Source organism: Advenella mandrilli, assembly GCF_016595155.1.
Taxonomy (GTDB): Bacteria; Pseudomonadota; Gammaproteobacteria; order Burkholderiales; family Burkholderiaceae_B; genus Advenella; species Advenella mandrilli.
The window spans coordinates 232,080-258,438 of record NZ_JAENGP010000002.1; the positions used below are offsets into that span (position 1 = coordinate 232,080).

20 protein-coding genes and 4 tRNA genes are annotated in these 26,359 nt (G+C 45.9%); 22 read left to right on the forward strand and 2 right to left on the reverse strand.

Annotated elements, in window-relative coordinates:
* Positions 1-24 precede the first annotated feature (24 nt).
* The 5 genes from JHL22_RS02685 (at position 25) to JHL22_RS02705 (ending at position 5,553) form a co-directional block, all read left to right on the forward strand.
* Positions 25-1,380, forward strand: coding sequence for a sensor histidine kinase (locus JHL22_RS02685; protein ID WP_234041069.1), 1,356 nt, complete (start codon positions 25-27; stop codon positions 1,378-1,380).
* Positions 1,381-1,460: 80 nt separating this feature from the next.
* Positions 1,461-2,456: a Bug family tripartite tricarboxylate transporter substrate binding protein gene (locus JHL22_RS02690; RefSeq protein ID WP_200233517.1), complete on the forward strand. Its 996-nt coding sequence runs from the start codon at positions 1,461-1,463 to the stop codon at positions 2,454-2,456.
* A 68-nt stretch (positions 2,457-2,524) separates the two neighbouring features.
* Positions 2,525-2,968 carry a tripartite tricarboxylate transporter TctB family protein gene (locus tag JHL22_RS02695; RefSeq protein WP_200233518.1) on the forward strand — a complete coding sequence of 148 codons (444 nt, stop codon included), beginning with the start codon at positions 2,525-2,527 and terminating at the stop codon, positions 2,966-2,968.
* A complete protein-coding gene (locus JHL22_RS02700; protein ID WP_200233520.1) occupies positions 2,965-4,491 on the forward strand; it encodes a tripartite tricarboxylate transporter permease in 1,527 nt (508 codons plus the stop codon). Before JHL22_RS02695 ends, JHL22_RS02700 begins: the two co-directional genes overlap by 4 nt.
* Positions 4,492-4,497: 6 nt before the next feature.
* On the forward strand, positions 4,498-5,553 hold the full coding sequence (locus tag JHL22_RS02705) for an AbrB family transcriptional regulator (RefSeq protein ID WP_200233521.1): 1,056 nt from the start codon (positions 4,498-4,500) through the stop codon (positions 5,551-5,553).
* A 56-nt stretch (positions 5,554-5,609) separates the two neighbouring features.
* Here the strand turns inward: JHL22_RS02705 and JHL22_RS02710 are convergent, their stop codons facing one another.
* Positions 5,610-6,038 (reverse strand): HIT family protein, encoded by a 429-nt coding sequence (locus tag JHL22_RS02710; protein ID WP_200233523.1) that lies wholly within the window; start codon positions 6,036-6,038, stop codon positions 5,610-5,612.
* Positions 6,039-6,607: 569 nt separating this feature from the next.
* Positions 6,608-7,774 (reverse strand): methionine aminotransferase, encoded by a 1,167-nt coding sequence (locus JHL22_RS02715; protein WP_200233527.1) that lies wholly within the window; start codon positions 7,772-7,774, stop codon positions 6,608-6,610.
* Between the two features lie 320 nt (positions 7,775-8,094).
* Between JHL22_RS02715 and mnmG the strand changes: the two genes are divergently transcribed.
* From mnmG to rpoC, 17 genes are all read left to right on the forward strand, one after another.
* Positions 8,095-10,008 (forward strand): tRNA uridine-5-carboxymethylaminomethyl(34) synthesis enzyme MnmG, encoded by a 1,914-nt coding sequence (gene mnmG / locus JHL22_RS02720; protein ID WP_200233528.1) that lies wholly within the window; start codon positions 8,095-8,097, stop codon positions 10,006-10,008.
* A gap of 8 nt (positions 10,009-10,016) precedes the next feature.
* Positions 10,017-10,670: a 16S rRNA (guanine(527)-N(7))-methyltransferase RsmG gene (gene rsmG, locus JHL22_RS02725; protein ID WP_200233530.1), complete on the forward strand. Its 654-nt coding sequence runs from the start codon at positions 10,017-10,019 to the stop codon at positions 10,668-10,670.
* 3 nt (positions 10,671-10,673) lie between these two features.
* A complete protein-coding gene (locus JHL22_RS02730; RefSeq protein WP_200233532.1) occupies positions 10,674-11,492 on the forward strand; it encodes a ParA family protein in 819 nt (272 codons plus the stop codon).
* Positions 11,482-12,465: a ParB/RepB/Spo0J family partition protein gene (locus JHL22_RS02735; RefSeq protein WP_200233533.1), complete on the forward strand. Its 984-nt coding sequence runs from the start codon at positions 11,482-11,484 to the stop codon at positions 12,463-12,465. The genes JHL22_RS02730 and JHL22_RS02735 overlap by 11 nt, the downstream gene beginning before the upstream one ends.
* Positions 12,466-12,570: 105 nt before the next feature.
* Positions 12,571-12,656: transfer RNA gene (locus JHL22_RS02740), tRNA-Tyr, on the forward strand.
* An 87-nt stretch (positions 12,657-12,743) separates the two neighbouring features.
* A tRNA-Gly gene (locus JHL22_RS02745) sits at positions 12,744-12,817 on the forward strand.
* A 37-nt stretch (positions 12,818-12,854) separates the two neighbouring features.
* Positions 12,855-12,929, forward strand: a tRNA-Thr gene (locus JHL22_RS02750).
* A 45-nt stretch (positions 12,930-12,974) separates the two neighbouring features.
* Positions 12,975-14,165: an elongation factor Tu gene (gene tuf / locus JHL22_RS02755; protein WP_200233534.1), complete on the forward strand. Its 1,191-nt coding sequence runs from the start codon at positions 12,975-12,977 to the stop codon at positions 14,163-14,165.
* Positions 14,166-14,238: 73 nt separating this feature from the next.
* Positions 14,239-14,314, forward strand: a tRNA-Trp gene (locus JHL22_RS02760).
* A gap of 40 nt (positions 14,315-14,354) precedes the next feature.
* On the forward strand, positions 14,355-14,735 hold the full coding sequence (secE, locus tag JHL22_RS02765; protein ID WP_200233535.1) for a preprotein translocase subunit SecE: 381 nt from the start codon (positions 14,355-14,357) through the stop codon (positions 14,733-14,735).
* Positions 14,736-14,745: 10 nt separating this feature from the next.
* Positions 14,746-15,279, forward strand: a complete 534-nt coding sequence (gene nusG, locus JHL22_RS02770; protein ID WP_200233536.1) for a transcription termination/antitermination protein NusG — start codon at positions 14,746-14,748, stop codon at positions 15,277-15,279.
* A gap of 57 nt (positions 15,280-15,336) precedes the next feature.
* On the forward strand, positions 15,337-15,771 hold the full coding sequence (rplK, locus tag JHL22_RS02775; RefSeq protein WP_200233539.1) for a 50S ribosomal protein L11: 435 nt from the start codon (positions 15,337-15,339) through the stop codon (positions 15,769-15,771).
* Complete coding sequence (gene rplA, locus JHL22_RS02780) at positions 15,771-16,466, forward strand: 50S ribosomal protein L1 (RefSeq protein WP_200233541.1); 696 nt, start codon at positions 15,771-15,773, stop codon at positions 16,464-16,466. The genes rplK and rplA overlap by 1 nt, the downstream gene beginning before the upstream one ends.
* A gap of 229 nt (positions 16,467-16,695) precedes the next feature.
* A complete protein-coding gene (gene rplJ / locus JHL22_RS02785; RefSeq protein ID WP_200233543.1) occupies positions 16,696-17,220 on the forward strand; it encodes a 50S ribosomal protein L10 in 525 nt (174 codons plus the stop codon).
* A gap of 80 nt (positions 17,221-17,300) precedes the next feature.
* The gene (gene rplL / locus JHL22_RS02790) at positions 17,301-17,681 is read left to right on the forward strand and encodes a 50S ribosomal protein L7/L12 (RefSeq protein WP_200233545.1); all 381 of its coding nucleotides are present in this window, start codon (positions 17,301-17,303) and stop codon (positions 17,679-17,681) included.
* Positions 17,682-17,863: 182 nt separating this feature from the next.
* Positions 17,864-21,979, forward strand: a complete 4,116-nt coding sequence (gene rpoB, locus JHL22_RS02795; protein WP_200233547.1) for a DNA-directed RNA polymerase subunit beta — start codon at positions 17,864-17,866, stop codon at positions 21,977-21,979.
* Positions 21,976-26,232 (forward strand): DNA-directed RNA polymerase subunit beta', encoded by a 4,257-nt coding sequence (gene rpoC / locus JHL22_RS02800; protein ID WP_200233549.1) that lies wholly within the window; start codon positions 21,976-21,978, stop codon positions 26,230-26,232. Before rpoB ends, rpoC begins: the two co-directional genes overlap by 4 nt.
* Positions 26,233-26,359: the final 127 nt, after the last annotated feature.

A 26,359-nucleotide genomic window follows, 5' to 3' on the forward strand; every position in this document is an offset into this window, starting at 1 on the left:
TTAATACCCGCATTGGTCATCACCATGCTAATTTCACTTTGGGTTTCAAACGTGGAATTAAAGGGGCAGGTCAACAAGGCATTTGACCGTTCCCTGGCCGGTGCCATCCGTTCAATTGAAGTGAATATCAAGACGCAAGATGGCGGGCTGGCTATGGAACAACCCTTCTATATGCTTGAGTTCTTCGAATTGACCACGCGTAGTACCGCTTATTTCAGGGTAGCAACCGAAGACCGGCTGACAGAAATCGGTTACACCGACCTGCCCACGCCTGACATGCCACTGGAAACCGGCAAAGCCGTTTTTTATAACCAGGATTATCTTGGCCAGCCCATGCGGATTGCCGCCATTGCCATTCGCCCCGAAAACGGCCTGCTTTATAATCCGGACAGCCGTATCATCATTCAAGTTGCCGAAAGCATGGCCAGCCGTGAAGATTTTATTAACCAGCTCATCTGGCAATCGATACGCAAAGACTTTATTGTGCTTTGCATTTTTATCATTTTGCTCTCAGGGGGGATTATTGTTTCACTTCGCCCCTTAAAAAAACTTAGCAAAGAAATCAAAAACCGTTCCTTTGATAATTTGCTGCCTATTGATGAAAAAGAATTACCAAAGGAAATCAAACCGCTGGTACAGGCCATCAATCTTCACCTGAAACGTTACCTCAACAAAAACATTACTCAGCAACAGTTTCTTGATGATGCCTCTCACCAATTACGCACGCCCCTTTCAGTTTTATCCATGCAGGTGGACTATGCAAGGAAACTGGCTAAAACCAATGAAATGGAAGAGGTATTAACCGCCATACAACAAAGACTGGGCAATACCATTCAACTAACCAACCAGTTACTGGCATTAGCCAAGGTACGTGATGCCGCAGATAAACTGACGGCCAATGTTCCACGTGAAACAATTGATATCTGCCAGCTGGCTGCCCAAGTGGTGAGTAATTTATTACCTACGGCACGCAAGAAAAGACTGGATTACGGTCAGGAATTACCCAACCATCCAATCATGATTAACGGTATTGAATGGCTTGTCAAAGAAGCCCTAAACAATATAGTCAGCAATGCCATTAAATATTGCCCTTCTGGTTCCCGCATTACGGTATCTGTCCTGGAAGAAAAAACGCATATTATTTTACAGGTTGAAGATAATGGACCTGGCATGAGTCCAGAAGACATTGCCTTGGCTGGCAAACGCTTTCGCAGGGGAGCATCAGGAAAGGAAAAATACGGCTCTGGCCTGGGATTGGCAATTGTGCAAACCATTGTAGAAATTAACCTGGCCAAATTAGAAATTTTTTCCAAAACCAATGAAAAAGGACTAGTTGTACAACTGATTTTCAATAAAAATCCTATGGATAACCCTGAATAAGTTCATTTTTCATCATTTTGAAAGGTAATCGAAAGCTTCATTTTTGTATCGTTAAGTCCTTACCTTTAAAGGAGACTGCAATGAAGTTTTATAAAAAAACATTATCTTTCTTGGCCGCTAGCCTGCTTGGCCTTTCTACCTTGGGTACTGCCCAGGCACAGGAACAACCTAAAAAGCCGGAATGTATCGCACCGGCACAGCCAGGAGGCGGTTTTGACCTAACCTGTCGTCTGGCCTTAAACGGTTTTGCCCAAACCAAAATTCTTGAAGCCCCCATGCGAACCATTTACATGCCAGGTGGCATTGGCGCCGTGGCCTATAACAATATCGTGGCCCAACGACCCGCTGATGGCAATGCCATTGTTGCCTTTTCGGGCGGCTCACTGCTTAACCTGGCTCAGGGTAAATTTGGCAAATACAATGTTAATGACGTTAAATGGCTGGCAGCGGTAGGCAGTGATTACGGTGTCGCCATTGTACGTAACGACTCTCCCTATACCGACCTCAAGTCCCTGATGGAAGCATTCAAGGCAGATCCCACCAAGATTGTGCTGGGTGCAGGTGGTTCAGTTGGTAGCCAGGACTGGATGAAAGCGGCCCTTACTGCCAAAGCAGCCGGTGTTGATTACAAAAAAATGCGTTTTGTTGCTTTTGAAGGCGGCGGTGAAGCGGTAACCGCCTTGCGCGGCGGACATATCCAAGCCTATATGGGGGATGCTGCAGAAGCCCGTACCATGCTTGATGGTGGTGCACCCATCAAGATTCTGGCCGTTTTCAATGATAAACGTTTGCCTGGAAAAATGTCGGATATTCCTACCGCCGCAGAGCAGGGATTTGATATCAATTGGCCAATTATTCGCGGTTTCTACGTTGGTCCAAAAGTGTCAGATCCTGAATACAACTGGTGGGTTGACGCTTTTAATAAACTCATGAAAACGCCCGAATTTGCCAGCATGCAAGAACAGCAAGGTTTGTTCCCGTTTGACAAAACCGGGGCAGAGCTGGATAGCTATGTCAAGGAGCGTGTTCAGTTTTATACCGAACTGGCTGATTCTTTTGGCCTGATCAAAAAATAATTCAATAAAAAACCGCAAGTTCCCCTGCCATGTGGGGGAACTTCAACGTATATTTTAAAGGTACTCTTATGGCACTCAATGACAGGGTATTAGGTATTGCCGCCCTTTTCTTTGCCGCATTTCTTACCTGGTTTGGCTACGATCTTGAAGCACCGTTTACCTATGAACCCGTAGGACCCAAAGCATTTCCGCTTATGCTTGCACTCATTATTGCCCTTTGCGGTGTACGCCTTATTTACAAAGGTGGAAATTCAGTTGATCCTAATCCGGAAGGTGCCAATTTCCGGATTATGACCATGGTCGTCTATGTTGCCGCTTATGCATTTCTCTTTCAATGGGTCGGTTTTATTGTATCTACAGCACTTATGAGCATTTTTGTAGGCAGGCTGTTTAATGGCACATGGATCAAATGCATTATTGGCGGTGTTGTAATGGGCATTCTTTTCTTTTTGCTTTTTGATAAAGGCCTGGACGTCGTATTGCCAACCGGTATTCTTGGAGATCTCCTATGAGTGGATTAATAGACCATTTAACTATCGGGTTTGGTGTTGCCTTTTCAGGCATCAACCTGCTTGTGGCAGCCCTTGGCTCATTTATTGGCACCATTGTTGGCGTATTACCCGGGCTCGGACCCATTAATGGCGTAGCCATGCTAATTCCTATTGCCTTTGCCATGCAGCTGCCCCCTGAAACAGCCCTAATCCTGCTGGCTGCTGTTTACGTAGGTGCCGAATATGGTGGCCGGATTACCTCTATTCTTATTAACGTACCGGGTGAAGCGGCTGCCGTCATGACTACCCTTGACGGTTATCCTCTGGCACGCCAAGGCTTGGCCAGCGTGGCATTATCACTGTCTGCCTGGTCTTCATTTATTGGTTCCACCATTGCCATTTTCGGCATATTGCTTCTGGCCCCCCTACTGGCCAAATGGGCGATTGCTTTTGGTCCTGCCGAATATTTTGTTTTGATGGTATTTGCTTTTTGTGCCCTTACCAGCCTGTTGGGCGAACAACCGGTCAAAGGGATTCTGGCCGCCATGATTGGTCTGGCTATTGCCACCGTTGGTGTCGATGCCAACTCCGGCGTTTACCGATATACCTTCGATTTACCTAATCTGGCCGATGGTGTTGATTTTGTGGTGGTGGTGATTGGTCTTTTTGCCGTTTCCGAAATGCTGCAAATGCTTGAAAACCTGCTAAGCGGTGTTTCAATTGAGGTACCCAAAAGCAAACGCAAGTTATTCAACTTAAAAGAAATGTCATCCACTTGGTGGAGTACGGTTCGCTCAGGTATCTTAGGTTTCTTTATTGGAATTTTACCGGGAGCCGGTGCCAGTGTTGCCTCTGCCGTTGCTTATGCCAATGAGAAAAAACTAATTGAAAGTAAAGACCCTGAAGCCAAGTTTGGTAAAGGTGACCTGCGTGGCCTTGCTGCTCCCGAATCAGCCAACAACAGTGCCGCAACGGGTTCATTCATTCCCATGCTGGCACTGGGTGTACCCGGTTCTGGTACAACGGCCGTTATGATGGGTGCGCTTACGCTTTACAACATCACGCCAGGACCAGTCCTGTTTGAGACCCAACCTCAGCTGGTATGGGGGCTAATCGCTTCCCTGTTCATTGCCAACGTCATGCTGCTTTTAATGAACATTCCCATGGTTCGTGTATTTGCATCCATGCTATCCATCCCTTCATGGTTGCTGGTACCTGGCATTTTATCCATCAGCTTTATTGGGGTATATGCGATTAATGCCACTACATTCGACTTGATGCTGGTGGTTGGAATTGGCGTGATTGGCTATTTTCTGCGGAAAATGAATGTGCCTATGGCACCGCTTGTCTTAGGCGTGGTATTGGGCGATATGATGGAACAAAACCTGCGTCGTGCCCTGTCCATTACCAACGGTGAAGTTTCTATCCTGTTTGAAAGCCCCATTTCCATCGGCTTATGGATTGCCGCCATTCTGGTTAGCGTGGTTCCGCCATTGTTCAGGAAATTTTCAAGAAAAAATGAAATTCATGTCCCAGCCAATTAATATGATATGTTTGTAAAATATTTAACCGGATTCATTCTTGCATTGTCTGGTGCTTTGGCAGCGGCATGGCTATCCATACCGCTGCCATGGCTTATTGGTTCGCTGTTATTAACGGCAATTACAAAAACAACCGGTGTCAAAAGCACTTCACATTCTGTTTTCCGGAATATTGGCCAATGGGTTATTGGCACGTCCCTGGGCTTATATTTCACGCCAGAGGTCCTTAATATTATTGGCGGTTATTACCCTTTCATTTTTGCCGGGATGATATTTGCCATTTTACTGGGCATAAATGGTTCTCTTATTTTAAAAAAATGGGGTAATGTTGAATTCAAAACAGCCTGGTTTGCCAGTGCTATTGGCGGTGCCAGTGAGATGGCCAACCTGGCTGAAAAAAACCATGCCAGAACAGATCTGGTTGCTTCTGCACACAGCCTGCGTATGATCATGGTGGTGGTTTCCATTCCTTTTGCCTTTAAATTCCTGAATATAACGGGCAATTACGCTGAAACGGAAATCCTGTATTTTTTTGATACCAGCGGTTTTTTCAAGCTCATTATATTAACCAGCATCGCCGGATTGGTTTTCAAGAAACTCGCCCTTCCCAATCCATGGGTCCTTGGACCTTTACTGGTGACCATTTTATTAACCGGGAACGACACCCTTCTGACTTATCTGCCCAATGAAATAACAAAGCTAGGCCAACTGTTTATTGGCTGGTCTTTAGGTGACAAATTTGGCCCTGATTTTTTCAAAAAAGCCCCCCGCTATTTAACCATTGTTGCCATTAGCAATGCCCTTAACCTGATCCTGGCATTTGGGTTCAGTAACCTGTTATTCCTTGTTTCCGATATTCCATTTCCAACCCTTGTACTGGGTAACAGCCCTGGTGGTATTGCAGAAATGGCCATTACGGCAAAAGTGCTGGCGCTTGGCGCACCGGTTGTGACTGCGTTTCACGTGGCACGTATGGTGTTTGTATTGCTGATAACCAGCCCGCTCTATCATTTTTTTGAAAAACACCTGAAACCCAAAGCCAGCATCAAAGACCAGACTAACTGAACCCGGCATAACACCGGGTTCAGTCTTTGAGCAATATAAAACAGCGTGTAAAGGTATTAATTCAATGCCTCAATGGCCGCAACAATTTTACCAGCCAAGGCCTTGATAGCCTCCATATCTCCTTTCACATGGGCATGTTCATGAACATTTTCTCCTTTATAACGAGGCACTAAATGAAAATGAACATGATCTACCGTTTGCCCTGCCGCAGCGCCATTAAACTGGCTAAGAACAATGCCATCAGCATTGGTTACTTTCATAATTGCAGGGGCAATTTTTTTTGCTGTTATCACGCAGGCTTGAGCGGCATCGTCTGACAAATCAAACAAATTAATGGCCGGCTCTTTGGTTAACACCAATGTATGCCCTACCGTTTGCGGCATGATGTCCATCATCACATAGGTTTTGTCATCTTCGTACACTTTAAATGAAGGTGCCTCACCCCGTAAAATTTTAGCGAAGATATTATTTGTATCGTAAGCCATTCCAATTATCCATAAAAGTAGTTAATTTACTGAAACCCAAGCAATCTGCCAGTTACTTTAACATAAATAAATCCAGGAAATTTTCAACATTCTGAGCCTGGTTTTATCGTACAAAACATCTTTATTTTTAGCCTGAAAATAGGGTTAACCAAACCTTGAACCGGCAAATTATATCCATATTTCCGTTCAGGCCTGTATGACACATACTCAATGATCCGGCAAAAATTCAACACTTTATATGCAATTTTAAAAAAACCAAAACACCATTCACGCCTGTTTTTTTGCATTTTCTCCAGGTAAAAACGGGGTTTTATCGTGTTTTTACAAAAATCCACCTGTGGATAACTACTATGAGGGCTGAATGTGAATAAGTTTTGTATGAAAAGTGAAGAACCTGCTTGCAAAAATTTATCCTAAAACTTGTTCAACATTGTCCAATACTAAAAAGCATTGAATTCAACAACGAAAAAACAGCATAAAACCCTGTTTTTAATGAAAAAAACAGGGTTTTAGTACTTATCCACAGAGTATCTTATTCTTTATCAGTTATATATAAAGAAAAATAATAACTAAATAGTACTTAAGACTGCCAACGCTTTTTCTAAGGTCTCATTTTTCTTTGCAAAACAAAATCGGACTAAATTATTATTTGAAGCTAAAGCAGAAGAGTCTTTATAAAATGCAGAAACCGGAATCAAGGTTACACCATGTTTTTTTGTCAATTCTTTGGCAAAGTCCAATTCGTTCGCAACCGAAACTTCACTATAGTCAGCTAACAAGAAAAATGTGCCTTCACTCTTGATAGGTTTAAAACGGGTTTTTAATAAACCGTTATAAAGAAAATCGTGTTTTTCCTGATAAAAGCGGGATAAATTTAAATAAGGGGCAGGATCTTTCATAAATTCAGCAAATGCATATTGCATAGGTGAACTAACCGTAAAAACCACAAATTGATGAATTTTCCTGAATTCTGCCGTCAAGGCCTTTGGTGCACTGCAATACCCTACTTTCCAGCCAGTGGTATGGTAGGTTTTACCGAAAGAAGAAATCACAAAAGATCTGCTGGCTAAAAATTCCCGGGTAGACAAACTTAAGAACGGTTTATGGCCAAATACAATATGTTCATAAACCTCATCCCCAATTAAAAAAATTTCCTTTTCTTTAATTAAATCTTCAATAGCATCCAGGTCAGACGATTTCAGCGTGAGCCCAGTTGGGTTATGTGGAAAATTCAGAATAATTAACCGGGTTTTATCAGTGATGGCATTTTTCACTTTATTCCAGTCGATAGAATAGGCAGGATTGTTTTTAGACGGTGGTGTTAAGGAAACTAATACTGGGGTACCACCGGCCAATTTAATGCATGGAAGATAAGAGTCGTAGCAGGGTTCTATAACAATGACTTCGTCACCGGTGTGAACAATACTTAGTATCGAAGACAACAGGGCTTCGGTAGCACCATTGGTAACGGTAATTTCTGTTTCTGGATCATAATTGTATGAATAAAGCTTATTTATTTTGTCTGCAATGGCAAATCGTAAATCTTGTACGCCAGGCATGTATGGATACTGGTTATGTCCGTTCATCATTGATTTATTAACCAATGAAACCAATTTTTCATCTGGATTGAAGTCTGGAAACCCCTGGCCCAAATTTATGGCTTTATATTCACTGGCCAGCTGGCTCATGATGGTAAAAATGGTTGTTCCAACGTCAGGTAGTTTTGATTTAATCATTTTATTCACAATTTTTGTATAACAATTTCAAGCTATATAAATTTTATCAACAAGGCTATAATCCTTATTATGCCTTATTCTAGGTAATGTTATTAACATTTTATACATAGAAGTACATACTTTTTCTCCACATTATTAACAAAGTTATCCACAGGCATTTGCTTTGTTCCACGTGGAACAATCACGAAACAGTCTTTTTCAAAGAATTTTTTATTTTCAGACAAATAAAATTAAAATAACTGAAATTTATGCAAATGTTCCACGTGGAACATTTGTTCTGGATTTATAATCAACTATTGCTATTTTTTATTAGAAACAAAATGGATTACCCAAACGAGTTTGATGTAATAGTAGTGGGTGGTGGTCATGCGGGAACAGAAGCTGCTTTAGCTTCTGCCCGTACAGGCGCTAAAACACTACTACTTACACACAATATTGAAACCTTAGGTCAAATGTCTTGCAATCCTTCAATTGGCGGGATTGGGAAAGGGCATTTGGTAAAAGAAATTGATGCTTTAGGTGGCGCTATGGCGCTGGCAACCGATGAGGCGGGAATTCAGTTCAGGATACTAAACAGTTCAAAGGGTCCGGCTGTGCGCGCAACCAGAGTTCAGGCTGATCGGGTCTTGTACAGACAAGCCATTCGTACACGGCTTGAAAATCAGGAAAACCTGTGGCTGTTTCAACAAGCGGTAGATGACCTGATTGTAGAAGGTAACCGGGTAGTTGGTGCCGTTACTCAAATTGGCCTTAAATTCAGATCGCGTGCTGTGGTTTTAACAGCGGGTACTTTTTTGAATGGTTTGGTGCATGTCGGGTTAAAAAGCTATTCTGCCGGTCGAGCAGGAGATCCTCCGGCTATCAGTCTTGCTTATCGATTAAAAGAATTAAACCTTCCTCAGGGAAGGTTGAAAACCGGAACCCCTCCACGAATTGATGCCCGGACAATTGATTTTTCCAACTTGATTGAGCAACCCGGAGATCTGGATCCTATCCCGGTATTTTCATATATGGGGAATGCACAAATGCATCCCCGGCAGTTGCCTTGCTGGATTACCTATACCAATGAAAGAACCCATGAAATTATACGGGGTGGTTTAGACAGGTCCCCCATGTATACCGGTGTGATTGATGGAATTGGTCCGCGCTATTGCCCTTCGATTGAAGACAAGGTGCATCGTTTTGCTGACAAGAATTCCCACCAGGTGTTTTTAGAACCTGAAGGCTTGACAACACATGAAATTTATCCAAATGGAATTTCAACCAGCCTGCCTTATGATGTACAGCTGGAATTGGTGCATTCTTTACCTGGGTTGGAAAACGCTCATATTATTCGTCCAGGGTATGCCATTGAATATGATTATTTTGATCCACGTGGATTAAAAAGCAGTCTTGAAACAAAAAGTATTAATGGTTTGTTTTTTGCCGGACAAATTAACGGAACCACTGGATATGAAGAAGCCGGTGCACAAGGTTTGCTGGCAGGTTTGAATGCCGCATTGCAGGTAAAGGGTGAAGCGCCCTGGACGCCTCGTCGTGATGAAGCGTACCTGGGGGTTTTGGTCGATGACTTGATTACCAAGGGTGTTACCGAACCTTATAGAATGTTTACCTCAAGGGCAGAGTATCGTTTAAGTTTACGAGAAGATAATGCAGATTTCAGGTTAACTGAAATAGGAAGAAAATTAGGCGTAGTTCCAGATGATCGGTGGGAGTCTTTCTGCCGGAAAAGAGATAACGTTAATGCGGAAATAAAACGTCTGGGTAAAACACGGGTATATCCTAAAACGTTTGCCAATGAACAGGCCCATACCCTGCTGGGCAAACCACTTGAGCGTGACTATACCCTGGTTGATTTGCTTAAAAGACCTAATGTTAATTACAAGGATCTTGTCAGTACAGCAACTGCCAGCGGTGAAACGTTATATTCTGAAACAGAATTATCCGAATCGGAAATTGAACAGGTTGAAATTCAGGTTAAGTATGCTGGCTATATCAATAGGCAGCAAGAAGAAGTGCGGCGTCAAAGTACCCATGAAGACCAGAAAATTCCCATTGACTTGAATTATGAAGATGTGGGTAATTTGTCTTTTGAGGTTCGGCAGAAACTAAAGGAAAGCCAGCCTGAAACAATTGGTCAGGCAGGGCGGATTTCCGGTGTTACACCAGCCGCTATTGCTTTATTGCTTATTCATATAAAACGAATGCAATACTCTAATCAAAAAAAGGCGTAATAATTGTAATGAGTAATTCAAAAACAAGCCTGTTTGAAGCCGCCAGGCAACTTGGGCTTGAAATGAGCGAAGAACAGGCTTCTGCATTATTGCAATATATTGAGCAAATGCAACGCTGGAATAAAACTTATAATTTGACTGCCTTGAAAATAAAGGAAGAGATGCTTGTTCAGCATATCTTTGACAGTCTTTCAGTCGTTATGCCATTAAGAAAAAAATTGGCAGGCAGACCCACCGTAAATGTACTTGATGTAGGTTCGGGTGGTGGTTTGCCAGGCGTTGTTTTGGCTATAATGTGTTCCACGTGGAACATATGTTGTATTGATGCAGTAGAGAAAAAAACCGCTTTTGTTCGCCAGATGTCTGGAGTATTAACACTTCCAAACTTGTCTGCGCAACATATTCGGATAGAGCAAAGAGCCGAACCACAGGTGGATCTGGTCATTTCAAGGGCATTCGCCTCCTTGGCGGATTTTGCTTCCTTGGCAGGCAAGCATGTCCATGCTTCCGGATATTTGGTTGCAATGAAAGGGCACTATATTCAAGATGAAGTTAACGAACTGGTATCCAGGACAGAATGGGAAGAAGCGTCACATGAAATATTGACGGTTCCAGAACTGGATGCAAACCGATGTTTAATCTGGCTGCAGCGTAAAGGGTAGGTAATGGGGAAAGATGTAAATTCAATAAAGATTTTTTGTGTCGCCAATCAAAAAGGCGGGGTAGGTAAAACAACCACGGCAATCAATCTTGCCGCCAGCCTGGCATCCCATAAAAAAAGGGTCCTGTTAATAGACCTTGACCCTCAGGGTAATGCCACCATGGGAAGTGGTATAGATAAAAATAGTTTAAGTTTAAATATATATCAGGTGCTTATTGGTGAAGCGGGCATAGCTGAAGCCAGGGTTCGTTCGGAAAGTGGCAATTATGATGTGCTGCCAGGAAATCGGGAATTATCGGGCGCCGAGATAGATCTGGTACAAATGGATAATCGCGAGCACCAGTTGAAGTTGGCCATAGAAAAAGTGGCTGCAGATTATGATTATGTCCTGATCGACTGCCCGCCAACATTGTCTTTGCTTACCTTGAACGGGCTATCATGTGCAAATGGGGTAATTATTCCAATGCAATGTGAATACTTCGCACTTGAAGGATTATCTGATCTGGTCAATACCATAAAGCGGGTACATAAAAATATTAATCCAGAACTGAAGATGATAGGGCTGTTACGTGTCATGTTTGATGCGCGGGTCACATTACAGCAACAGGTTTCAGAGCAGTTGCAGTCACACTTTGGTGACAGTGTCTTTAAAACGGTTGTACCGCGCAATGTTAGGCTGGCAGAAGCACCAAGCCATGGTTTGCCAGGGGTCGTTTATGATAAGTCTTCACGGGGTGCCAAGGCGTATATGCAATTTGGCGCAGAAGTGATTAAACGGGTAAAAATGATGGATAAGGAAAACGGAAATAGAAATGGCAACTAAACCTACGGCAAGTAAAACAGTCACTAAGGCAGCAGGTAAAACAGCCAGCAAGACAGCGGTAAAAAAAACCAAGGGTCTGGGGCGTGGCTTGGCGGCACTGCTGGGCAGTGATATTAATGTTCTTGAAGAAATCAAGAACGAAGAGCAGGGTAAGTCTGTCCAGCAGCCTTCGGTTATTCAAATAGACAAATTGCAGGCCGGCAAATATCAACCACGTACCCGGATGGATGAAGGCGCCCTGACAGAACTGGCCGATTCCATAAAAACACAGGGAATTATGCAGCCCATCCTGGTTCGTCCGATAAAAGATGAGCCGGAAGGTAAATTTGAAATTATCGCGGGTGAGCGTCGTTATCGGGCGGCGATGCTCGCCGGGCTTAAAGAGGTACCTGTCCTGGTTCGGGAAGTGGCCGATGAAAATGCAGCCATCATGGCCCTGATTGAAAACATACAGCGTGAAGACCTGAATCCGCTGGAAGAAGCCCAGGGCGTCAAGCGTCTTATTGATGAGTTTAGCTTTACCCATGAACAGGCGGCGCAGGCAATTGGCCGTTCCCGTTCATTAACCAGTAATTTATTGCGATTACTGAACCTGGCAGAGCCTGTACAAACCATGCTGCTGGCCGGGGATATCGATATGGGGCATGCCCGGGCCTTGCTGGCGGTAGACGCAGCCACCCAGATTCTGTTGGCCAACCAGGTAGTGGCAAGAAGTTTGTCGGTGCGAGAAACCGAAAAACTGGTCAAGCAAACCCTTGAAGGGCAAAGTAAAAAAACGGTGGGCCTTGTCAAGCCAGCCCCTGACCGCGATTTGGTTCGTCTTGAAGAAGCCCTGTCCGATCATCTGGGTACCAAGGTGGTGCTTAAAGTGGGGGCAAAAAACAAGGGCCAGCTTATGATAGATTTTCACGGCTGGGATCACTTGAATTCACTGCTTGAAAAGCAGGGCTTGTCATCGGTTATAGAGCAATAATTAAGCAGTCAACAGAAAATTCAACAAAAAAACCACTTTTATTTGGATTTTTGTTGAAGGTGCTTGACGAACCTAAAAGGAATGTGCATAATTACACATTCTCTGGGTGGAGTGTCCGAGTGGCTAAAGGAGGCAGACTGTAAATCTGTTGGCTAACGCCTACGTTGGTTCGAATCCAACCTCCACCACCAGAGAGCCTAATTTAAATTATTTGTTCTTTGTGATGGTTATGTGATATCCGTTAAACAATAACAAATAATGGGTCAAGCGAAAGATCCGCGGGTGTAGCACAATGGTAGTGCAACAGCCTTCCAAGCTGATGACGAGGGTTCGATTCCCTTCACCCGCTCCAGACTTGCCGGTAACCTCATCCGGTAAGCAAAGAATTCGCCCAAGTGGCTCAGTGGTAGAGCACTCCCTTGGTAAGGGAGAGGTCGCGGGTCCGATTCCCGCCTTGGGCACCATATAAACTTTGTTATTAATTCCAGCACCATCATCAGGAGTCGGTCATGGCAAAAGGTAAGTTTGAACGTACCAAACCGCACGTAAACGTAGGTACGATTGGTCACGTGGATCACGGTAAAACAACATTGACAGCAGCAATTTGTACCGTTCTGTCAAAAGAGTTTGGCGGTGAAGCGAAAGACTACTCACAAATTGACGCAGCTCCTGAAGAAAAAGCACGTGGTATTACCATTTCTACTTCACACGTAGAGTATGAAACAGAAGCCCGTCACTACGCACACGTAGACTGCCCAGGACACGCTGACTATGTTAAAAACATGATCACCGGTGCTGCCCAGATGGACGGTGCAATTCTGGTTTGTTCGGCCGCTGACGGCCCAATGCCCCAAACCCGTGAGCACATTCTGCTGTCTCGTCAGGTTGGTGTTCCTTACATCATCGTGTTCCTGAACAAGGCCGACATGGTTGATGACGAAGAGTTGCTGGAACTGGTTGAAATGGAAGTTCGTGAATTGCTCAGCAAATACGATTTCCCTGGCGACGATACCCCCGTTATCAAGGGTTCAGCCAAACTGGCTCTGGAAGGCGACGAAGGTCCATTGGGCAAACAAGCCATCCTGGAACTGGCCAAAGCACTGGATTCTTACATCCCAACACCAGAGCGTGCCATCGACGGTACCTTCCTGATGCCTGTTGAGGACGTGTTCTCTATTTCTGGTCGTGGTACGGTTGTTACCGGTCGTATCGAGCGCGGTATTGTTAAAGTGGGTGAAGAGATCGAAATCGTGGGTATCCGCGATACCGTCAAAACCATTTGTACCGGCGTTGAAATGTTCCGCAAACTGCTGGACGAAGGTCGTGCAGGCGATAACGTAGGTCTGTTGTTGCGCGGTACCAAACGTGAAGACGTTGAGCGCGGTCAGGTATTGGCCAAACCCGGTTCAATCAAGCCACATACCAAATTTGCTGCTGAAGTGTATATTCTGTCCAAAGAAGAGGGCGGTCGTCATACCCCATTCTTCCAGGGCTACCGTCCACAGTTTTACTTCCGTACGACTGACGTAACCGGTACCATCACATTGCCTGCAGAAAAAGAAATGGTTCTGCCTGGTGATAACGTCTCTATGGACGTGGAACTGATTGCGCCTATCGCGATGGAAGAAGGTCTGCGTTTTGCGATTCGTGAAGGTGGCCGTACCGTTGGCGCCGGCGTTGTTGCTAAAATCAACGCTTAATAGTAAATAGTAGTATGGGTAGTACGGTGTACTACCCAAATTTCTGTAAATCAGTACAGAAATTAAAAAAATTAGGGGTATAGCTCAATTGGCAGAGCGTCGGTCTCCAAAACCGAAGGTTGTAGGTTCGATTCCTACTGCCCCTGCCACCATTATTATGGCGCCGCTAAAAGAAGGCTGCTCAAGCAAATGTCAAACAGTAGTGTAGAAACCATCACCCAACCTGCAGATAAAGCCAAAATTGTTATGGCAATAGTTATTATTGCTGCGGGTATATTTGCGTATTCATTTTTCAATGATTTAAATGTTTATGCGCGTGTAGGTATTTTTATTGGCAGCTTGATTGTTGCGGCTTTGCTAGTATGGTTCAGCGAGCCTGGTAAGCGCATTATCAGTTTTGCTACCGGTTCATACAATGAATTAAAACGCGTAATATGGCCAACCAGAAAAGAAACCATTCAAATGACGGGCATTGTATTTGCATTCGTCAGCGTAATGGCATTATTTCTTTGGATTGTAGATAAGGTTTTAGGTTGGCTTATCTATGGCGTCGCATTAGGCTGGAACTAAGGACAAGCAAATGAGTAAGCGTTGGTACGTTGTGCATGTCTATTCTGGCATGGAAAAAAGTGTTCACAAAGCCCTGCTCGAAAAAATCGAGCGTGCTGGCTTGCAAACTTCATTTGGTCGCATTCTGGTACCTTCAGAAGAAGTGATTGAAGTTAAAGGCGGTCAAAAATCCATCACAGAACGTCGTATTTTCCCAGGTTATGTCCTGGTTGAAATGGACCTTACCGATGAAACATGGCATCTTGTAAAAAATACAAACCGTGTTACCGGGTTTCTGGGTGGATCTGGCAATAGGCCAACCCCCATTTCCGAGAAAGAAGTTGAAAAAATTCTGTCTCAGATTGAAGAGGGTGGTGAAAAACCCCGTCCGAAAATATTGTTCGAAGTTGGTGAAATGCTTCGTGTTAAAGAAGGCCCGTTTGCCGACTTTAACGGTAACGTTGAAGAAGTCAACTACGAGAAAAGTAAGGTACGCGTCAGTGTCACGATTTTTGGTCGTGCAACACCCGTCGAACTGGATTTCAGTCAGGTCGAAAAGGTCTGATTTTATTAACCCGGGGAGCAATATCATTATTGCGTTATCACCCGTAAGGAGCTAAAAATGGCGAAAAAAATCGTCGGCTTCATCAAGCTGCAAGTACCAGCTGGTAAAGCTAATCCATCACCTCCAATTGGTCCGGCGTTGGGTCAACGTGGTCTGAATATCATGGAATTCTGCAAAGCGTTCAATGCTAAAACACAAGGCATGGAACCCGGTTTGCCAATTCCCGTAGTGATTACTGCTTTTGCAGACAAATCATTCACGTTCATCATGAAAACCCCACCTGCTACTATTCTGATCAAGAAAGCAGCGGGTATCCAGAAAGGTTCTCCACGTCCACATACTGACAAAGTTGGTACATTGACACGTGCACAGGCTGAAGAAATTGCCAAAACCAAAGAACCCGACCTGACCGCTGCCGATCTGGACGCTGCTGTTCGTACGATCGCTGGTAGCGCACGAAGCATGGGTATCACAGTTGAGGGTGTAATCTAATGGCCAAGTTATCAAAACGCGCTGCAGCAATTGCAGAGAAAATCGATCGCATCAAACTGTATCCTGTTTCAGAAGCCCTGACGCTGGTTAAGGAAACTGCGACTGCTAAATTCGATGAGTCCATCGATGTAGCGGTACAACTGGGTATCGACCCTAAAAAATCCGATCAATTGGTCCGTGGTTCAGTGGTATTGCCTGCCGGCACCGGTAAATCCGTACGTGTTGCCGTATTTGCACAAGGTGAAAAAGCTGAAGCCGCTAAAGAAGCTGGTGCTGATATCGTTGGCATGGAAGATCTGGCTGACCAGATCAAGGCCGGTCAATTTGATTTTGATATCGTTATCGCTTCACCCGATACCATGCGTGTCGTTGGTGCACTAGGTCAAATTTTAGGTCCTCGCGGCCTGATGCCAAACCCTAAAGTAGGTACTGTAACTCCTGACGTGGCGACTGCAGTTAAAAATGCAAAAGCTGGTCAAATTCAGTATCGTACCGACAAAGCTGGTATTATCCACGCAACAATCGGTCGTGCATCTTTTGGTACAGAACAATTGCAGGAAAACCTGGCAGCACTGATTGATGCTTTGAACAAAGCACGTCCTGCTACCTCAAAAGGTGTTTACCTGCGTAAAGTGGCTGTGTCATCCACAATGGGTGGCGGAGCCAAGGTTGAGATTGCCTCTTTGGCAGTCTGACTTTAAAGAACTTTGGGCCATGTCTGGTCGTGCACCAGGCATTGCTGTCAAAGACCGTTGGAGTCGGGTAAGTTTTTTTACCTGACTTAATCCTGGGAAGTTTCCGGATCCAACGTAGACGGCGTCCCATGGAAGAATTCTATTCAGAGCTCTACCAGAGGTACGCCGCATATGGTTGACGTAATTGGGAACCCTTCCCTCCCGCGTCTTTAGATGGAGTGTTCAAACCGTGAGTCTCAATCGTAATGAGAAAGCGGCAGTAATTGAAGAAGTATCGGCACAAGTTGCCAATGCTCAATCTGTTATTGTTGCTGAGTACCGTGGTATTGACGTTGCTTCTGTCACCGTATTGCGCAAAGCTGCACGTGAATCTGGTGTGTATCTGCGTGTCCTTAAAAACACGCTTGTACGTCGCTCAATTGCCGGTACACCTTTCGAAGGTTTATCCGATCAATTGACAGGTCCCCTGATCTATGCGGTCAGTAGTGATCCTGTAGCGGCTGCAAAAGTACTCTCTACATTCGCCAAAACCAACGACAAAATCGTTCTGAAAGCTGGTTCATTACCAAACAATCTTTTAGACGAAGCTGGCGTTAAAGCATTGGCAACAATGCCTTCTCGCGAAGAGTTGCTGGCGAAACTGTTGGGTACCATGCAAGCACCTGTTGCACAATTTGTGCGTACGCTTAATGAAGTTCCAACTAAGTTCGTTCGTGGCCTTGCTGCCGTGCGCGATCAAAAAGAAGCTGCATAAGGCAAGCTTTATTGGATCTTTTTTAAAGACTAAGCGATACAAAACCCTGGCATTAAATTTATTTATTTGGAGTTCTTAAAATGGCTTTAAGCAAAGCAGAAATTCTGGACGCAATCGCTAGCATGACCGTGCTGGAATTGTCCGAACTGATTACAGAAATGGAAGAAAAATTTGGCGTGTCTGCAGCAGCAGCCGTAGCCGTAGCAGCACCTGCTGCTGGTGGCGACGCTGGTGCAGCAGCAGCTGAGCAAACTGAATTTACAGTTTTCCTGGCTGAAGTTGGCGCATCAAAAGTTAACGTTATTAAAGCAGTTCGTGAACTGACAGGTCTGGGCCTGAAAGAAGCTAAAGAACTGGTTGACGGTGCTCCTAAAGCTGTTAAAGAAGGCTTGTCTAAAGCTGAAGCTGAAGAAGCCCAGAAGAAGCTTGAAGAAGCTGGCGCTAAAGTCGAACTTAAGTAATCTTTACTTAATGTTACCCGGAGTGGCTCTTGCTACCTCCGGGTTTTTGCGCTTTCAGGAAAGACGCGCTTTATTGCATTAAATTTAATGCTACATTAATAAAAGCCGTTTTTCGTGGAGTCGTAAAACCCAAACGGTTATGGAGTCCCATAGTCCGTGCAACCTCTCGAGTCGGAGTGCTCATGCCTTACTCGTACACAGAAAGAAAGCGTATCCGTAAAAGCTTCGCAAAACGTGAAGATGTTCAGGATGTTCCCTACTTACTAGCAACGCAATTACATTCTTACCGTACATTTTTACAATCTGATGCCCGTTCGTCAGTACGCAAAGACGAAGGTCTACAAGCTGCGTTCAATTCAATTTTTCCTATTATCAGCCATAACGGCATGGCTCGTCTAGAGTTTGTTAGTTATGTGTTGGGCGAACCCGTATTTGATGTTAAAGAATGTCAGCTGCGCGGTTTGACCTATGCTTCACCCCTGCGCGCTAAAGTACGCTTGGTACTTCTGGACCGGGAAGTAAGCAAACCAACGATTAAAGAAGTGAAAGAACAGGAAGTCTATATGGGTGAAATGCCACTCATGACTGATACCGGTTCTTTCGTGATCAATGGCACCGAGCGTGTCATTGTTTCCCAGTTACACCGTTCACCAGGTGTTTTCTTTGAACATGATCGTGGTAAAACCCACAGTTCAGGTAAATTGCTGTTTTCAGCCCGTGTGATTCCTTACCGCGGCTCCTGGTTAGACTTCGAATTTGATCCAAAAGATATCCTGTTTTTCCGTATCGACCGCCGTCGTAAAATGCCGGTTTCCATTTTGCTTAAAGCTATTGGCATGCAGCCCGAAACCATTCTCGCGCATTTCTTTGATTTCGATCATTATGAATTGAAATCAACCGGTGCCATCATGGAGTTCATTCCTGAGCGCTGGAAAGGAGAAGTTCTCGGGTTTGATCTGAAAGATAAAGACGGTAATATTATTGTTGAAAAAGACAAGCGGATCAACACCAGGCATTTACGAGATCTGGCTGCTGCCAAGATCGAGCGTATTTCCGTACCGGAAGATTTCCTGATCGGTGAAGTGTTGGCAAAAAACATCATTAGTGAAGAAACCGGTGAAATCATTGCCAATGCCAATGATGAAATCACCGAATCTTTGCTGGAAAAAATGCGTGATGCCAATATTCGCGAATTCCAGACCATTTACACCAACGAGCTGGATCGTGGCGCTTATATTTCACTAACCCTGCGTACTGACGACACCGTCGACCAGAATGCCGCGCGTATCGCTATTTACCGCATGATGCGTCCAGGTGAGCCTCCAACCGAAGAAGCTGTCGAGGCCCTGTTCCAGCGTCTGTTTTATAGTGAAGACACCTATGATTTGTCACGTGTCGGCCGCATGAAAGTAAACCGTCGTCTGGGTCGTGGTGATGAAATTACCGGTCCGATGACGCTTACCGATGACGATATTCTTGAAACCATCAAGATACTGGTTGCGTTGCGTAACGGCCAAGGTGTGATTGACGATATCGATCACCTGGGTAATCGCCGTGTCCGTTGTGTCGGTGAATTGGCCGAAAACCAATTCCGTGCCGGTCTGGTTCGTGTTGAACGCGCCGTGAAAGAGCGTCTGGGCCAGGCTGAAGCCGATAATCTGATGCCGCACGACCTGATCAACTCCAAGCCCATTTCTGCCGCTATCAAGGAATTCTTCGGCTCAAGCCAGCTTTCCCAGTTTATGGACCAAACCAACCCATTGTCAGAAATCACGCACAAACGTCGTGTTTCTGCACTTGGCCCTGGTGGTCTGACCCGTGAGCGTGCCGGCTTTGAGGTTCGTGACGTACACCCGACTCACTATGGTCGCGTATGTCCCATCGAAACCCCTGAAGGCCCAAACATTGGTCTGATCAACTCCATGGCGTTGTATGCGCGCCTGAACGAGTATGGTTTCCTGGAAACGCCTTACCGCAAAATTATCGATGGCAAAGTCAGTGATCAGATTGATTACCTGTCCGCTATCGAGGAAAGCCGCTATGTGATTGCCCAGGCTAACGCAGAACTGAACGAAGATCGCAGTTTTGCCGGTGACCTGATTGCTTGTCGTGAAGCGGGTGAAACCATGCTGACAGCACCTGGCAATATTCACTACATGGACGTTGCACCTTCACAGATTGTGTCGGTGGCCGCTTCCCTGATTCCTTTCCTTGAGCACGATGACGCGAACCGGGCCCTGATGGGTGCCAACATGCAACGTCAGGCCGTTCCTTGCCTGCGCCCTGAAAAACCATTGGTGGGTACTGGTATTGAACGTACCGTTGCGGTTGACTCCGGTACAACCGTACAGGCTACGCGTGGTGGTATCGTTGACCACGTTGATGCCGAGCGTGTGGTTATTCGTGTTAATGACGAAGAAAACCAGGCGGGTGAAGTGGGTGTAGATATCTACAACATGATTAAATACACCCGTTCTAACCAGAATACCAATATCAACCAGCGTCCTATTGTCAAACGTGGCGATCATGTTGCCCGTGGCGACGTGCTGGCTGACGGTGCTTCTACCGATCTGGGTGAACTGGCGCTGGGTCAGAACATGTTGATCGCTTTCATGCCCTGGAACGGTTATAACTATGAGGATTCAATCCTCATCTCCGAAAAAGTGGTTGCCGATGACCGTTATACGTCAATTCACATTGAAGAATTGACCGTTGTTGCGCGTGATACCAAGCTGGGTAATGAAGAAATCACCCGGGATATCAGCAACCTGCCTGAAGCACAGTTAAACCGTCTTGACGAGGCCGGTATTGTTTACATTGGCGCTGAAGTACGTGCCGATGACGTACTGGTTGGCAAGGTAACACCAAAAGGTGAAACTCAGCTGACGCCCGAAGAAAAGCTTTTGCGTGCTATTTTTGGTGAAAAAGCGTCAGACGTGAAAGATACCTCCCTGCGCGTGCCATCAGGCATGGTGGGAACGGTTATTGACGTCCAGGTATTTACCCGTGAAGGCGTGCCACGCGATAAACGTGCTGAATCTATCATCAATGATGAACTTAGCCGCTATCGCATGGATCTGAATGACCAGTTGCGTATTGTTGAGAACGATACGTTTGACCGTATCCACAAATTGCTGATTGGAAAAACCGTTAACGGTGGCCCAAATCGCTTACCAAAAGGCACCGCAATTACGGCTGAATACCTTGAAGGTGTTGATCGCTGGCAGTGGTTTGACATTCGTCTTGCTGACGAAGATCATGCGGTTGCCCTGGAGCAGATTAAAGAATCTGTTGAACAGAAACGTCATGAGTTTGACCTGGCCTTTGAAGAAAAGCGCAAGAAACTGACTCAGGGTGATGAATTGCCCCCCGGCGTCCTGAAAATGATCAAGGTCTATCTGGCTGTTAAACGTCGTCTGCAACCTGGCGATAAAATGGCTGGTCGTCACGGTAACAAGGGTGTTGTATCCCGTATTACGCCGGTTGAGGACATGCCACACATGGCTGACGGTACGCCTGCCGATATTGTGTTGAACCCCTTGGGTGTTCCTTCACGGATGAACGTGGGCCAGGTGCTTGAAGTTCATTTGGGTTGGGCTGCAAAAGGTATTGGCCATCGTATTGCCAGCATGCTTCGTGATGAGCGCGAAGTCCAGGTTGAGCAATTGCGTGAGTTCCTGAATACCGTTTACAACACAGCCGGTAGCAAGGCTCACCTTGAAGAGTTGAGCGATGAGCAGATTATCGATATGGCCCACAATCTGAAAAATGGTGTTCCTTTGGCAACGCCGGTATTTGACGGTGCCACCGAAGAAGAAATCGATACCATGCTGCAGATTGCTTATCCCGATGAGATTAAAGAGCAGCTGCAACTAACAGACACCCGCACACAGGCGTATCTGTTCGATGGCCGTACTGGTGACCGTTTCGAGCGTCCTGTCACAATTGGTTATATGCACTATCTGAAACTGCATCACCTGGTTGACGATAAGATGCATGCCCGTTCTACGGGTCCTTACTCACTGGTTACCCAGCAGCCGTTGGGTGGTAAAGCCCAGTTTGGTGGTCAGCGTTTTGGTGAGATGGAAGTTTGGGCGCTTGAGGCATATGGTGCTTCATACACATTGCAGGAAATGCTGACCGTTAAGTCGGATGACATTAACGGTCGTACCAAAGTGTATGAAAACATCGTTAAGGGCGATCATGTAATTGATGCAGGTATGCCAGAATCGTTTAACGTGTTGGTCAAGGAAATTCGATCACTGTCACTCGATATGGATTTGGAGCGTAAAGAATGAAGGGATTACTAGGTTTATTCAAACAAATCTCGCAAGATGATCAATTTGATGTCATCAAGATCGGTATTGCTTCTCCAGAAAAAATCCGTTCGTGGTCTTATGGTGAAGTGCGCAAACCCGAAACCATCAACTATCGTACGTTCAAACCCGAACGTGATGGTTTGTTTTGTGCCAAGATTTTTGGTCCTATCAAAGATTATGAATGTCTTTGCGGGAAATACAAACGACTGAAACACCGTGGGGTCATTTGTGAAAAATGCGGCGTAGAAGTTACGGTTACCAAAGTTCGCCGCGATCGCATGGGCCATATTGAACTGGCCAGTCCAGTTGCGCACATCTGGTTCCTGAAAAGCTTGCCATCCCGCCTGGGTATGGTGCTTGACATGACCCTGCGCGATATCGAGCGGGTTCTGTACTTCGAGGCATGGTGCGTGATTGAACCGGGCATGACACCGCTAAAACGCGGTCAGATCATGTCTGACGATGACTTCCTGGCCAAAACAGAAGAATATGGCGATGATTTCACTGCCTTTATGGGCGCTGAAGCGATTCGCGAACTGTTGCGCACGATTGACATCGACCGTGAAGCAGAAGCATTGCGTGCCGAACTGAAGGCCACCTCTTCTGATGCCAAGATCAAGAAAATCTCCAAGCGCCTGAAGGTTATTGAAGGTTTCCAGAAATCAGGCATCAAGCCTGACTGGATGATCCTGGAAGTGCTGCCTGTGCTGCCACCCGACTTGCGTCCGTTGGTCCCGCTGGATGGTGGTCGCTTTGCCACGTCAGACCTGAATGATCTGTATCGCCGTGTTATTAACCGTAATAACCGTTTGAAACGCCTGATCGAACTGAAAGCACCCGATATCATCCTGCGTAACGAAAAACGCATGCTGCAGGAAGCGGTAGACTCGCTGCTGGATAACGGCCGTCGTGGTAAAGCCATGACCGGTGCCAACAAGCGTCAGCTGAAATCCCTGTCCGACATGATCAAGGGCAAGAGCGGTCGTTTCCGTCAGAACCTGTTGGGTAAACGGGTTGACTACTCTGGCCGTTCGGTTATTGTGGTGGGTCCGCAACTGCTTTTGCATCAATGCGGATTACCCAAATTAATGGCGCTTGAACTGTTCAAACCGTTCATTTTCAACCGTCTTGAAACCATGGGTCTGGCGACCACCATTAAGGCCGCCAAGAAACTGGTTGAAGCCCATGAACCTGTGGTATGGGATATTCTCGAAGAAGTCATTCGCCAGCATCCGGTTATGCTTAACCGTGCACCAACGTTGCACCGTTTGGGTATCCAGGCCTTTGAGCCGGTCCTGATCGAAGGTAAGGCGATTCAGCTGCATCCGCTGGTTTGTGCTGCGTTTAACGCTGACTTTGACGGTGACCAGATGGCGGTTCACGTGCCATTGTCACTTGAGGCACAGCTGGAAGCCCGTACCTTGATGCTGGCGACCAATAACGTGCTGTTCCCTGCCAGTGGCGAACCTTCCATTGTTCCTTCACAGGATATCGTGCTGGGCTTGTATTACACAACCCGTGAGCGTATTAACGGCAAGGGTGAAGGTCTGTTCTTTGCCGATCTGGCCGAGGTGTATCGTGCCTATGACAATGGTGTGGTTGAGCTTCAATCACGCATTACCGTTCGTCTGAACGAGTACGTCAAAGATGAAAATGATGAATGGCAACCGGTGTTGCGTCGTTTTGAAACGACGGTTGGCCGTGCCATGTTGTCTGAAATCCTGCCTAAAGGTCTGCCGTTTTCAGTCTTGAACCGCTCGCTGAAGAAAAAAGAGCTTTCACGTCTGATTAACCAGTCTTTCCGTCGTTGTGGCCTGCGTGACACCGTAATTTTTGCTGATAAATTAATGCAAAACGGTTTCCGTCTGGCAACCCGTGCCGGTATTTCCATTGCCATGGGCGATATGGTTATTCCAACCAACAAGGAAGAGATCCTTGCCCAGGCCAGTGGTGAGGTCAAGGAAATTGACAAGCAGTACTCTTCAGGTCTGGTGACTTCCCAGGAACGTTATAACAACGTGGTTGATATTTGGGGCAAGGCCGGTGACAAGATCGGCAAGGCCATGATGGAACAACTGGCTACCGAACCTGTAGTGGATCGTTTTGGTGATACCGTTCGTCAGGAATCATTCAACTCCATCTATATGATGGCTGACTCCGGTGCCCGGGGTTCTGCAGCACAGATTCGTCAGTTGGCCGGTATGCGCGGTTTGATGGCCAAGCCTGATGGCTCAATTATTGAGACCCCGATTACCGCGAACTTCCGTGAAGGCCTGAACGTTCTTCAGTACTTTATTTCAACTCACGGTGCTCGTAAGGGTCTGGCCGATACCGCTTTGAAAACGGCGAACTCGGGTTACCTGACACGTCGTCTGGTTGACGTAACCCAGGATCTGGTTATTACAGAAACCGATTGCGGTACAAGTCAGGGCTATATCATGAAAGCCCTGCTGGAAGGTGGTGAAGTAATTGAGCCGTTACATGACCGTATTCTGGGTCGTGTAACCGCGGTGGATATTGTTAATCCGGATACGCAGGAAACAGCGATTGTTGCTGGTACCATGCTGGATGAAGATATCGTTGAGTTGATCGACAAACTGGGTGTGGACGAAGTCAAGATCCGTACACCGCTGACATGTGAAACACGTCATGGTTTGTGTGCCCACTGTTATGGCCGTGATTTGGGTCGTGGCTACATGGTTAACACCGGTGAGGCTGTGGGTGTTATTGCCGCTCAGTCTATTGGTGAGCCGGGTACGCAGCTTACGATGCGGACTTTCCACATTGGTGGTGCAGCATCACGTGCCGCCATGGCATCTGCTGTTGAAACCAAGTCAGCCGGTACGGTTGGCTTTACCAGTTCCATGCGTTATGTGACTAATGCCAAGAACGAACGTATTGCCATTTCCCGTTCAGGTGAAATTGTTATTTTTGACGATAGCGGCCGTGAACGTGAACGCCATAAGATTCCTTATGGTGCCACTATTCTGGTGGGTGATAACGAGGCGGTTAAAGCCGGCGCACGTCTGGCCACATGGGATCCGTTAACCCGTCCGATTGTTTCTGAGTACACAGGAACGGTTCGTTTCGAGAACATCGAAGAAGGTGTAACGGTTGCCAGGCAGCTTGATGATATTACCGGCTTGTCCACACTGGTGGTGATTACACCGAAAACCCGTGGTGGCAAGATCATGATGCGTCCTCAGATCAAGCTCTTGAATGAAACAGGTGACGAAGTCAAGATTGCAGGTACCGATCACTCCGTGAATATTTCATTCCCGGTTGGTGCCTTGATTACGGTTCGTGATGGACATCAAGTTGCTATTGGTGAAGTTCTGGCCCGTATTCCGCAAGAATCACAGAAAACCCGTGATATTACCGGGGGTCTGCCACGTGTTGCTGAATTGTTTGAAGCCCGTTCACCCAAAGATGCCGGTATTCTGGCAGATGTGACCGGTACTGTTTCTTTTGGTAAGGATACCAAAGGTAAACAGCGTCTGGTACTGACCGATATTGAGGGTGTTTCTCATGAATTCCTGATTCCTAAAGAGAAACAGGTTATGGTTCACGATGGTCAGGTGGTTAACCAGGGAGAGCTGATTGTTGACGGCCCGGCTGACCCGCACGATATTCTGCGTTTGAAGGGTATTGAGCAACTGGCCAATTATGTGGTTAACGAAGTTCAGGACGTTTACCGTTTGCAAGGCGTGAAAATTAACGACAAACACATTGAAGTGATTGTTCGTCAGATGCTGCGTCGTGTAAATATTGTTGACGCGGGTGATACATCATTCATTCCGGGTGAACAAGTTGAGCGTTCAGAGCTGCTGAATGAAAATGATCGCATGACTGCCGATAATAAAATACCGGCAACCTACGATAACGTTCTGTTGGGTATCACGAAAGCCTCGCTTTCTACCGATTCCTTCATTTCAGCGGCATCGTTCCAGGAAACAACCCGTGTTCTTACCGAAGCAGCCATCATGGGTAAACGTGATGAACTGCGTGGCCTGAAAGAAAACGTGATTGTGGGTCGCTTGATTCCTGCTGGTACTGGCCTGGCTTATCACCATGCCCGTAAAGTGAAGGAAGAAAATGAACGTGTAGAACGTATGGCAGCACGTGCCAAAGAAAATCCTTTCGAAGAACCGACTTCAGCACCGGTTTCTCTGGAAAGTATTTTTGCACCGTTTAACAATACACCTTCAGATGAACCACCCGCAGCAGAATAATAACTGTTGCTGTTGAAGCTGATCAATCGCCTGATGTGACAATCAGGCGATTTTTTTATGAATACGGGGATTGGCAATTGGCATATACCCGAGTAAATTACTATACAATAGTTACATAAATTGTTAT